The organism is SAR202 cluster bacterium (assembly GCA_016872355.1).
In the GTDB taxonomy this organism is placed as follows: domain Bacteria; phylum Chloroflexota; class Dehalococcoidia; order Lucifugimonadales; family VGZY01; genus VGZY01.
This window is the reverse complement of record VGZY01000034.1, coordinates 19,759-30,093: the sequence shown is the minus strand read 5'-3', so window position 1 is coordinate 30,093 and position 10,335 is coordinate 19,759. Positions and strand designations below refer to the sequence as shown.

At 61.0% G+C, this 10,335-nt stretch carries 11 protein-coding genes; 6 read left to right on the top strand and 5 right to left on the bottom strand.

Going from position 1 to position 10,335, the window contains the following annotated elements; all coding sequences use genetic code 11:
• Positions 1-202 precede the first annotated feature (202 nt).
• The 5 genes from FJ319_08725 (at position 203) to FJ319_08705 (ending at position 4,275) form a co-directional block, all read left to right on the top strand.
• The gene (locus FJ319_08725; GenBank protein MBM3934369.1) at positions 203-1,393 is read left to right on the top strand and encodes a glycine C-acetyltransferase; all 1,191 of its coding nucleotides are present in this window, start codon (positions 203-205) and stop codon (positions 1,391-1,393) included.
• Positions 1,394-1,509: 116 nt separating this feature from the next.
• On the top strand, positions 1,510-2,271 hold the full coding sequence (locus FJ319_08720) for an SDR family oxidoreductase (GenBank protein ID MBM3934368.1): 762 nt from the start codon (positions 1,510-1,512) through the stop codon (positions 2,269-2,271).
• A gap of 252 nt (positions 2,272-2,523) precedes the next feature.
• On the top strand, positions 2,524-2,781 hold the full coding sequence (locus tag FJ319_08715; protein MBM3934367.1) for an antitoxin: 258 nt from the start codon (positions 2,524-2,526) through the stop codon (positions 2,779-2,781).
• Positions 2,781-3,188 carry a type II toxin-antitoxin system VapC family toxin gene (locus FJ319_08710; GenBank protein MBM3934366.1) on the top strand — a complete coding sequence of 136 codons (408 nt, stop codon included), beginning with the start codon at positions 2,781-2,783 and terminating at the stop codon, positions 3,186-3,188. The genes FJ319_08715 and FJ319_08710 overlap by 1 nt, the downstream gene beginning before the upstream one ends.
• Before the next feature lie 79 nt (positions 3,189-3,267).
• On the top strand, positions 3,268-4,275 hold the full coding sequence (locus FJ319_08705; GenBank protein MBM3934365.1) for a dihydrodipicolinate synthase family protein: 1,008 nt from the start codon (positions 3,268-3,270) through the stop codon (positions 4,273-4,275).
• An 87-nt stretch (positions 4,276-4,362) separates the two neighbouring features.
• On the opposite strand, the gene FJ319_08700 is transcribed toward FJ319_08705, so the two are convergent.
• The gene (locus FJ319_08700; GenBank protein MBM3934364.1) at positions 4,363-5,169 is read right to left on the bottom strand and encodes a hypothetical protein; all 807 of its coding nucleotides are present in this window, start codon (positions 5,167-5,169) and stop codon (positions 4,363-4,365) included.
• A 182-nt stretch (positions 5,170-5,351) separates the two neighbouring features.
• Here FJ319_08700 and FJ319_08695 point away from each other — a divergent pair, with 182 nt between their 5' ends.
• Positions 5,352-6,329: a hypothetical protein gene (locus tag FJ319_08695; GenBank protein MBM3934363.1), complete on the top strand. Its 978-nt coding sequence runs from the start codon at positions 5,352-5,354 to the stop codon at positions 6,327-6,329.
• A 380-nt stretch (positions 6,330-6,709) separates the two neighbouring features.
• On the opposite strand, the gene FJ319_08690 is transcribed toward FJ319_08695, so the two are convergent.
• From FJ319_08690 to FJ319_08675, 4 genes are all read right to left on the bottom strand, one after another.
• Positions 6,710-7,387, bottom strand: coding sequence for a TIGR00266 family protein (locus FJ319_08690; GenBank protein MBM3934362.1), 678 nt, complete (start codon positions 7,385-7,387; stop codon positions 6,710-6,712).
• A 73-nt stretch (positions 7,388-7,460) separates the two neighbouring features.
• Complete coding sequence (locus FJ319_08685) at positions 7,461-8,150, bottom strand: TIGR00266 family protein (protein ID MBM3934361.1); 690 nt, start codon at positions 8,148-8,150, stop codon at positions 7,461-7,463.
• Positions 8,151-8,159: 9 nt separating this feature from the next.
• The gene (locus FJ319_08680; GenBank protein ID MBM3934360.1) at positions 8,160-8,819 is read right to left on the bottom strand and encodes a TIGR00266 family protein; all 660 of its coding nucleotides are present in this window, start codon (positions 8,817-8,819) and stop codon (positions 8,160-8,162) included.
• A gap of 244 nt (positions 8,820-9,063) precedes the next feature.
• Positions 9,064-10,287 carry an FAD-dependent oxidoreductase gene (locus FJ319_08675; protein MBM3934359.1) on the bottom strand — a complete coding sequence of 408 codons (1,224 nt, stop codon included), beginning with the start codon at positions 10,285-10,287 and terminating at the stop codon, positions 9,064-9,066.
• Positions 10,288-10,335: the final 48 nt, after the last annotated feature.

The following is a 10,335-nucleotide window of genomic DNA, read 5'->3' as shown; positions in this document are numbered from 1 at the left end:
AGGTTCAGTATCTGTGCTCTCTTCGCTTCTCGCTCGGTCAAATGTAGTCCTCTCATGGACTGACATATTCACTGAGCAGTTACCTACTGACAATATCACCGAGCAAAGACACGGCCGCCGCTCTCCATTGACACCCTAGTTCGACAAGCGATAACCTCACTCGTGAGTTTGAGAGATTTCCGCCTCATTCAGGAGGGCACAAGTGGCATACGGCAAGATAAAAGGCTTCCTCCAGTCCGAACTGGACGGCATTCGAAGGGCCGGGCTGTACAAAGAAGAGAAGGTCATCAGGTCTCCGCAAGGCTCCCGCGTCGCCACGCTGGAGGGCGAGAACATCAACATGTGCGCAAACAACTACCTCGGCCTGGCCGACAGCGCCGAGATCGAGGACGCGGTCATCGCCGGCCTCAAGACGCACGGCTTCGGCATGGCCTCCGTCCGCTTCATCTGCGGCACGCAGGACATCCACAAGGAGCTTGAGAACAAGATCACCGACTGGATGCAGACCGAGTCGACGATCCTCTACACCTCCTGCTTCGACGCCAACGGCGGCCTGTTCGAGACGATCCTTGGCGAGGGCGATGCCATCATCAGCGACGCGCTCAACCACGCGAGCATTATCGACGGCATCCGCCTGTGCAAGGCTACGCGATTCAGGTACGCCCACAACGACATGGCGGACCTGGAGGCCAAGCTCAAGGAGTCTATGACCGCTCGCCACCGCATGATCGCCACGGACGGCGTCTTCTCCATGCAGGGCGACGTCGCCAAGCTCAAGGACATCTGCGACCTCGCGGACAAGTACGACGCGATGGTGATGGTGGACGACTCCCATGCCACCGGCTTCATCGGCCCGAACGGCCGCGGCACCCCGGCTGACCAGGGCGTCCCGCACCGCATCGACGTCATGACGAGCACGATGGGCAAGGCCCTCGGCGGCGCGTCCGGCGGCTTCACCACCGGCCGCAAGGAGATTGTCGACATCCTCCGCCAGCGCTCCCGCCCCTACCTGTTCTCCAACACCATCGCTCCGCCCATCGTCGTCGGCACCATGAAGGCCATCGACATCATCCGGGCCAACCCCAAGCTGCAGGAAACGCTGCACGAGAACACGCGGTACTTTCGCAAGGGCATGACGGACATGGGCTTCGACATCGTCCCCGGCAACACGCCCATCGTCCCGGTCATGATTCGCGACGAGATCAAGAACGTGGGGCTAGCTAAGGCCGTTAACGCCCGCGGCGTCTTCGTCGTCGCCTTCTCGTTCCCCGTCGTCCCGCGCGGCGAGGCCCGCATCCGTGTCCAACTCTCCGCCGCCCACACCAAGGAGCAGCTCGACCGCGCGCTCAAAGTGTTCAAAGAAGCCGGCAAAGAGGTCGGCGCGATCAAGTAAAAAAAGGCAAATTACGAATTATGAAGTATGAATGATGAAGGATCGATCGGAAGGCTTTTGTTCCCACATTCAAACTTCATAATTCATCCTTCATATTTCTCTTCCCCGGAGGCTCTATGCAGACACCCAATGACTTCGCAGGGAAGGTTGCCATCGTTACCGGCGCGGGCCAAGGGATGGGCCGCGCGGTCGCCGTCCGCCTCGCCGAGGGCGGCGCGAAGGTGCTTGTGAACGACAAGCGCATGGACGCCGTCAAGACCGTCGTGGACCTCCTCAAGGCCAAGAAGGCGGCCGCCATCGGCTTTCCCGGCGACGTGACCTCGAAGAAAGACGTCGACCGAATGGTGCAGACTGCCGTCGAAATGTTCGGCGGCGTGCATATTCTCATCAACAACGCCGGCATCCTCTTCCCCACAAAACTCATCGACATGGAAGAGGACGAGTGGGACCTGGTGATCGACGTGAATATGAAGGGCACGTACCTGTGCACCCGGGCCGTGCTGCCGCACATGATGAAGCAGAAGTGGGGGCGCATTGTGAACTTCTCCTCCACGGCGGGCAAGAACGTGAGCACCCTCGGCGGCCCGCACTACACTGCCGCCAAGGCGGGCGTGCTTGGCCTCACCCGCGCCACGGCCAAAGAGGTGGCCAGGTTCGGCATCACCTGCAACTCTGTCTGCCCCGGGCTCATCGATACCGAGATGGTCCGTGCCAACGTCACAGAGGAGCGCCTCAAGCGCTACCTGGACAGCTTCCCCATCAGCCGCATCGGCGAGCCGTGGGAGGTCGCGGAGATGGTCGCCTTCCTCGCCTCAGACCGCGCGGCTTACGTCACCGGCGCCTCCCTGGACATCAACGGCGGCGACCTGATGATATAGGGGGCTCCGCAGCCGGGAAGGTATATAGCAACGGTATATACCTACTTGTGAAGGGAAGCGCACTGATATATACTGATGGTATATATCAGTTACGGTGCAGCCATGACCAAAGAGTACAGACGTACAAAACTCAAGAAGCCAGATGCCATCAAGGAGCCGCCCGTATCCTACGCGGTTAGGCCCTCGGAGGCGGAAAAACCCAAAGCCCTGGGCGATTTTTTTGATTCTCCGCTGCGCGTCAGCCCGGATTTCATGGAGAACTACCGGCCCGAGCGCAGCGAGCGCAAGGTGGCGAAAGTATTCATGTCCGGCCGTAGCCAGGCCGTAAGGCTCCCCAAGGAGTATCGTATGCCGGGAGATGAAGTCTACGTGGAAAAAGTCGGAGATCAGCTGATCCTTTCCCCCAAGGTCAAAACGTTGGAGGACCTGTTTGCGGGTCTGCCTCTTCTCACGGATGACTTCCCGGACGAGATACCTGACTTGCCGCTGCAGGAGCGTGATGCGCTCTGATGCTCTACATGCTTGATACAGACATATGCGTCTTCATCCTGCGGAATAGCTCCGCGTCCGTCTCCGAGGCGGCGCGGAGAGTTCCGGCGTCCGACCTGTGTATTTCAGTTGTCACGCTGGCGGAACTGCTGTTCGGCGCGGAAAGATCCGATTCAAAAAGATTCAACCAGGCGATAGTTCGGGGGTTCGCAGACAGGATACAGATCCATCCATGGGACCAGAGCGCTGCCGAGAGCTATGCCGTGATCCGGAACCAGGTGCAGCGCGCCGGCCTTCCGGCTGCCGCCATGGACTTGATGATCGCCTCTCACGCCGTGAGCAAGGGCGCTACCATCGTCACAAACAACGTCCGCCACTTCCACAGAATCCAGGGCCTCAAAATCGAGAACTGGGCGCGGCCGGCCTGACATCCCGTCCCATTCCCTTCCCTTTCCTTTCCGCACCCTGTAAACTGTACCCCGTACCCTGAACCGCTTTGGAGGCCCCATGACCGCCCGCCAAGACAAGCTCGTCGGCATCGCCGTATCGCTGCCCACGTTCACCAACAGCGACCACGAAATCCAGCTGAACAAGACGAAATTCCATGTCAACTGGCTCATCGAACAGGGGATTAAAGAGGGCAACGCCGTCCTGTTCGTCGGTGGTGGGCTCGGCGAGGGGTATTTCCTGGACGACGACGAGTGGAAGGCAACGGCGGATGCGCTGGTAGAGGCCGCCGCCGGCCGCGTGCCCACCGGCATCGGCGTCTTCGATCTGAGCGCCCGCATGGCCGCCAGGAAGGCGCGGTGGGCGCGCGACATCGGCATCGACTTCATCCAAACGGCCGCGCCGCACTACATGGCCCCGACAGAGCAGGAGGTGTTCGACCACTTCCGCTACGTGAACGACGCCGCGGACATCGGCATCATGGCGTACAACATCCCCTGGGCCATGCCCAACGGATTCGAGTACTCGCGCGGCCTGATCGAGAAGTTCACCACACTGGAGCGCTTCGTCGGCCTCAAGTGGTCGTCAAAGACCTCCCAGCACTTCATCGACATGCTGCGGCTCTACTCGGACAAGCTGAGCTTCATAATCAACGGCGGCATCATGTCGGTCGGCTACAGGCTCGGCGGCAGGGGCTTTACTGACTTCAACGTCAACTGCGCGCCCCGGCTGTCGTTGCACCGCTGGGGCCTGGTCCAGCAGAAGCGCTTCGACGAGCTGGACGCTTTGGACCTGAAGATGCGCACGGACGCGGCTCTGGCAAACCCCGGCGCGTTCGCCTCCCCCGGCATGGGAGAAGGTCCTGCCGCCCGTCTTCGCCTCAGGGCGCTCGGGATGGAAACTGGCCCACACTTCCCTGCTCAGGCTCCCCTGCCCCAGTCGGTCGTGGACGCGTACACGGAGTTCACAAAGGCCAGCGGCATCCTGGAGTGGGTGGACTGGAAGGACTCCAACTTCGACCAGATGGAGACTGAGAGACCCACGGCCTCCTCCAGCGGCTACTTCTAGCGGCGCATACAAAAAACACTGCCGGGGAACCCATGAGTTCCCCGGCAGTGTCTCTACAAACTACTCAACGGTACGGTATGCGCGTCCCTACCCGTAGTAGATGCAGCCGTACACCCACTTCCCGCCCGCGCCCTTGTTCAGGTCGATCCAGTTGTCCGGCCTCCCGAACTCCTTGATACCGCTCCATCCTTTCAGCGGCCTCTCACCCATGTTTGCGGGGTCGAGATGCTCTGTGATGACGGGGGTGTACCGGGGTTCGCACGGCCATCCGGAGGGGTCGTTGTCCCACAAAACAAGCTGGATGTCCTTTATCCGCTTCCACTGGCCCCAAAGGGCATACTGCCCGGGCCAGATATCGTAGCCGTAGCAGAAGTACAGGTACGGGCCACCTGCATCCTCGTTCAGATCGACCGTGACCGCCTTCATCCACATACCCGCATCGGGGCTGCGGTTCTGGTTGTTTCCGCAGATAAGGTCGCCCCACTCCCCGACGTTATCGCGGTTCTCGATGACCGTAAGGTAAGAGAGCGGCTTGTTGACCTTGTTCAGCGGATCAAACTTGAGGCACAGAAACACCCAGTCGCCACCGGCGTCCGCGTTCAGGTCCTCGATTCTCTTCGTATAGCCGATGGGGCAGTTAATGTTTGCGGAAACGCCGTGAATCACGGTTAGATCGGTGACAAACAGGTTGATGCTATCGTAGCTCCCCAGGTTCTCGGGCGCCGGGGGCGTAAACTCCTCGTCTGGACCGGGCGTGGGCCGCGCGCACTCCTCGCCCTTGTCAGCGCACGCGGAGCCCTTGGGCAAGTTCAGCGGATCGAAATCCTTGTCGCAGGCGATCGCGGCGAGAGAGCAAAAGACGAGCGCGGCCAGGAGCAGGATGAGACGTGGCATATTGGGATCCCTTCCGATGATCGGGCCGACAGCAGCGCCGGGCCGACGATTTACCGCGGAATGCTACAATGGAACGACTGGATGCGCAATCTCGGGCGATTTGTGTACGTCCTCAATGACATGGTCTCCTTCGGCCTGTATAATCTGCGAAACCTGCGCTCAAGTTCTTCTCCGGGGGCCCCATGCACTTCTCGCAGTTCGATCACGCCACAGTCCCGGCGGGCACAAAGCAGACGATGTACCTGGACATCGCCCCTCTCTCCGGCGGCGAGATGCTGCGGCTCGCGGTCCTGGTCGCGCGCGGCGCCAAGCCCGGCCCGACCATCGCCATCACCGGCGGCGTACACGGCGATGAGTATGAAGGGCCGCATGCTGTACGCGAGGTCTTTGCTTCCCTGGACCCGGCCGAGATGTCCGGCACATTTATGGGCATATCGCAGACAAACGTCCCCGCCTTCACGGCCGGCACAAGGAACAGCGGCATCGACGGCGGAAACCTCGCCCGCGTCTTCCCCGGCAAACCGAACGGCAACGTGACAGAACGCATCGCGTATCATGTAGGCAGCCGCTTCATCGGCCGGTCGGACTTCTACATCGACCTCCACAGCTCCGGCTCCCACATCGCCATGCCCACCCTCATCGGCTACTGCGCTACCCCGGACGACCGTGGCCGCCGCTCGAAAGAGGCCGCGCTCGCGTTCGGCGTGCCCGTCATCTGGGGACACCCTGCCGTCGCGCCCGGCCGTACGATTAGTTTCGCAGACGAGCGTGGCATTCCGTGGCTGTACTCGGAGTGTCCCGGCGGAGGCTGGCTCCACCAGGAAATTGCCGCCACATATGCTCAGGGCGTCCGCAACGTCATGATGGTCCTGGGCATTCTCCCCGGGAAGCCCACAGTCACGCCGCCGAAATACCGCCTCATTGGCGATGGCAACATTGACGTCGCGCCGTCAGTAAGCGCCGGAGGGTACCTGGTGCCTGAGGTAGACATTCTGCAGAGGGTGAAAAAGGGTGACGTGCTCGGCCGCGTCGTTGGCCTCGGCGGGGAGCTGCTGGAGGAGCTGCGGACGACGGTCAGCGGCGTAGTAGTGCTGGTCCGCCGCACCCCATCCGTCCAGCCCGGCGAGCAGGCGTTCCTAGTAACGCAGGAGGAGAATTAACCACAGAGACCACAGAGGACGCAGAGGCAAGAGGTTGCAAACGTAGGGGCGTTCTATGAACGCCCTCGCTGGTAAGGAATATGGTGTCAGCGACCGTATTCCCTATCAACCAGGGAGTTCATAGAACGCCCCTACGTTTGTCTGCGCCACCACAAGAGCACACCCCCCTTTGTCATTTCATGCATATCGGCACGGAATGTGTGATTTTCAGCAAGATGATTGTAGAATCTTGTCCGTACTTGCGTGGCGTCACTGAGCCGCGTATCGCGTAAGAAATCACACATGTTCTGCAAATATGCCTGAAATGACAAAAAGCGAGAGGGGCGTCGCCCTCCGGCAACTGCCCCTCTCTTAATCTCTGCGCCCTCTGCGATTAATCTTCACCGGTGCTCGTTGTCCCGCTGGACCGGCCTGAATGGGTATACCCAATTCGCCAGGGACTGCGGATTGCGCGACTGAACCCACAGCCGGCCGCGCCCATTGAAGCGCAGCAAAAGTTGGTCGCCGAAGATGAACGCCCGCACCCGGCGCGCTCGCGTGAGCTGCCATTGCAGCGTTGGCTCCCACGCCACCGCGTGGCCGCTGTCCACGATGTACGAGCCGTTCACCTCCACCTCGTCTACCGCCCCGTACGCGTTGAAGAATAGCGTCCCGGTGCCCGTGCACCGCAGCACGAAGAGCCCCTCATTCAGAATGCCCTTCAGCCCCTGGAAGCTGGAATCGACAACTATACCTGTCGTCGAGGCCATGTATGCGTTGCGCTCCAGAATCAGCTCACCGTTCGTTAGCTCCCGCACGACGATGTCGCCCGGCTGTCCCGGCGCAAGGCCGATTACGCCCGGGCCGTCCGTAGCCCGGTATGTGTTCTGGAAGAAGCTCTCGCCCGCCAGCACCATCCGCTTCAGGCCCTTCATAATGCCGCCGCGCGTCGATGTCTGCATCTTGATGCTCGGCGTCATGTAGACCATCGCGCCGGACTCTGCCACGAGCTCTTCGCCGAGCTGTAGCTCTGTCTCCAGAAGGCTGTAGCTTGGTCGAGTCTGTACCGTGTACTTCATTGGAATACCTCAGGCGGCCGTTTCCTAATCTCTCGTCTGCCCGTACCCTGTACCCCGTCCCCCATACCCTCCACTACGCCCTCCTGGGCGGGAGCAGCGGCCCTAACTTGCTGCCGAACTGGCTCGGATTGTGGCTCTGGACATACAGCTTGCCGCGACCCCGGAAGTTCATGACGAGGCCTTCTCCGGTCATCGCCGTCTGAATCAGCCCCTTCGTGACCTTGCCCACGGTGTACTGAAGGGTATCTTCGAACGCGACAACGTGCCCCGTGTCCACGGTGAGCGCGCCGTCCAGGTTGATCTCAGTGATGCGGCCGAACGCACTGACAAGCATCCGCCCCTTGCCGGACACGGCGACGTAGAACAGCGACTCGCCCGTAAACATCCCCTTGAAGCCCTGGAATTGGGTGTTGAGCTCCAGCCCGGACGCCGACGCCATGTAGCTGCCGCCGGCGCACACCCAGTTGGCGCGCCCGTCGCAATCGATGAGCTGCACCTGTCCCTGCAGCGTGGGCGCAAGGCCGATCTCCGCGTCGGCGCTGTCCGTCACCGTGTACGACGACATGAAGAAGTGCTCGCCCGAGAGCATCCTCTTGATGCCGGCCATGAACCCGCCGGACTTCCCGCTCCGCGTCGTTACATCAATGTTGATGTTAGAAGACACGCGAAACAGCGCACCCGCCTCCGATATGAGATGGTCGCCCGGCCGCATCTTCACGAGCGCCCAGCTAAAAGCGCCCCGGTCCTGTACGAGGAACTCCATCGTGGCCCCCTATGTCCTGTTGAACGGCGTGAGCCAGCTGGCCGTGCCGCTGATCGTTCGAGTCTGCAGGTACACCTTGCCGACGCCCGTGAACTTGAGCGCCAGGCCTTCTCCTGACAGCAGCGTGCTCTTGAGCCCGCCCATGCCCTGGATGGTGTAGGTAAGCGACTGGTCCCACGCGACAACATGGCCGCTATCGACGATGAACGTGCCGTCCACCTGCTTCTCCAGCATCGCGCCAAAGGTGTTGTAGTACAGCTCGCCCGTGCCCTCGCACTTCAGGAAGAACGCGCCCTCGCCGGAGAAGAGCGATTTCATGCCGCCGAAGAGCGTACTCATGGTGATTCCGGGAGTGCAAGCCAGAAACGAGCTGCCGGTCAGCGTGAACGTTTCGCCGCGCAGCGTCCGGTGTGCCACCGTCCCCGGCGCGTACGGCGAAAGCGTGATACTCCCGCCCGTTGGGTGCTCGTACTCGACGACGAAGAACGACTCTCCCCCTGCCAGCTTGCGGAAGAGTGCCTTGCCCAGACCGCCAAGCATCCGTGCGGTCGCCACCATTCCCTCGCTCATCCACGACATCGCGCCGGACTCCGCGAGAATCTTCTCCCCCGGCCCCAGCACAAGCGTGAGCTGACCGTAGTCGGGATTGCCTTCAATAGTGTGTTTCATGGGTCACCGTAAGAAAAGGATGAAGCGAACAGCCAGGGAGTTAATCGCAGAGGACGCTAAGGACGCAAAGGTAAGACTGAGAAATGATAAGGGATGTCGATCGAGTGTGAACATTCCATGAAGAACGTCTACACAGGCATGGATGAGAATCTATGACAACCACATCCAGTAGCCTCGCCACGTGCAATCAGCTTCTTCCTTTGTCTTACCTTTGCGTCCTTTGCGTACTCTGCGATTAACCTTCTTAATGCAGCGCGGCGGAGGGCGCGGAGGCCCTCTCATTTACCAGCTTACCATTGCTGAAACGGTCAAGGCCGAATGATTCGATCAGTTTCGGCGGCTTGCCGTAGTGGATGAGCTCGGCCGTGCACTTGCCGGAGATCGGGCCTGCCTTGAAGCCCCACGTGCCCCAGCCGCAGTTGAGGATAAAGTTCTCGATGCCGTCCACCTTGCCGATGATCGGCGCGTAGTCCGGCGTCATATCGCACAGGCCCGCCCACTGGCGCATCAGGCGCACGCCGCGCAGCTGCGGGAAGAGATCCAGCACGTGCGCGGCCAGCTCCTCCAGGATGTGCAGCGTGGACTTGAAGCTGTACGACGGGTAGTGGTTGACCGGGCCGCCGATGACCATCTCGCCCCGGTCGGTCTGGTACACGTAGACGTGAAGGTTCGCGGACGATATGGTCGTGTGCATGAACGGCTTGATGGGCTCGGTGACGCACGCCTGCAAGGGGTAAGTCGTGATCGGCACGTTCAGCCCCACCATCTTCGTGATCGTGGACGTCCACCCCGCCGTCGCGCTCATGACGATGCCCGCGCTGATCTTGCCCTTCGTCGTCTCCACGCCCGTCACGCGACCGTGGTCCATCGTGATCCCCGTAACCTCGGTGAACGGGTGCAGCTCAACGCCCTCGCGGTCCGCCCCGCGCGCATACGCCCACACGACGGCGTCATGGCGCACGACGCCCGCCGGAGGGTGGTACAGCGCGCCCATCACAGGGAAGGTCTTCCCCACCCTCATGTCCATCACGGGGATGAGGCGCTTGATCTCGTCCGGCCCGATCATGCGGCTGTCGACTCCCAGGAGCTGGTTGAACTCCGCCCGCTGCCGCAAGGTAAATAGCGCCGACTCCGTGTGGCCCAGGTCCAGGCGCCCCATCTGGTTGAACATGATGTTGAAGTTCATGTCCTGCGAAAGGTCCTCGTACAGTTTCAGGCTCTCCCGGAAGAACGGGATGCCCTCCACCGTCAGGTAGTTGGCGCGGATAATCGCCGTGCTCCGCGCGCTGCCGCCGGCGCCAAGGTAAGACTTATCCAGGACGGCGATGTCGAGGCCCTTGTCCAACTTCGCCAGGTAGTACGCGGTTGCAAGCCCATGTACCCCGCCGCCGATAATGACGACATCATACCGGTCCTTGAGTTCAGACTTTCGCCACATGCGGCTCTTTGTAAATAGCTGTAAGACCATGAGAGCTCCGAAGAAGAATTAATCGCAGAGTACGCAAAGAACGCAAAG

Bases quoted from the DNA above. Each gene is read 5' to 3' on its own strand.
- FJ319_08690 (MBM3934362.1), bottom strand. From the start codon at position 7,387: ATGAAGTACACGGTACAGACTCGACCAAGCTACAGCCTTCTGGAGACA.
- FJ319_08720 (MBM3934368.1), top strand. From the start codon at position 1,510: ATGCAGACACCCAATGACTTCGCAGGGAAGGTTGCCATCGTTACCGGC.
- FJ319_08675 (MBM3934359.1), bottom strand. From the start codon at position 10,287: ATGGTCTTACAGCTATTTACAAAGAGCCGCATGTGGCGAAAGTCTGAA.
- FJ319_08715 (MBM3934367.1), top strand. From the start codon at position 2,524: ATGGAGAACTACCGGCCCGAGCGCAGCGAGCGCAAGGTGGCGAAAGTA.
- FJ319_08705 (MBM3934365.1), top strand. From the start codon at position 3,268: ATGACCGCCCGCCAAGACAAGCTCGTCGGCATCGCCGTATCGCTGCCC.
- FJ319_08710 (MBM3934366.1), top strand. From the start codon at position 2,781: ATGCTCTACATGCTTGATACAGACATATGCGTCTTCATCCTGCGGAAT.
- FJ319_08680 (MBM3934360.1), bottom strand. From the start codon at position 8,819: ATGAAACACACTATTGAAGGCAATCCCGACTACGGTCAGCTCACGCTT.
- FJ319_08700 (MBM3934364.1), bottom strand. From the start codon at position 5,169: ATGCCACGTCTCATCCTGCTCCTGGCCGCGCTCGTCTTTTGCTCTCTC.
- FJ319_08685 (MBM3934361.1), bottom strand. From the start codon at position 8,150: ATGGAGTTCCTCGTACAGGACCGGGGCGCTTTTAGCTGGGCGCTCGTG.
- FJ319_08695 (MBM3934363.1), top strand. From the start codon at position 5,352: ATGCACTTCTCGCAGTTCGATCACGCCACAGTCCCGGCGGGCACAAAG.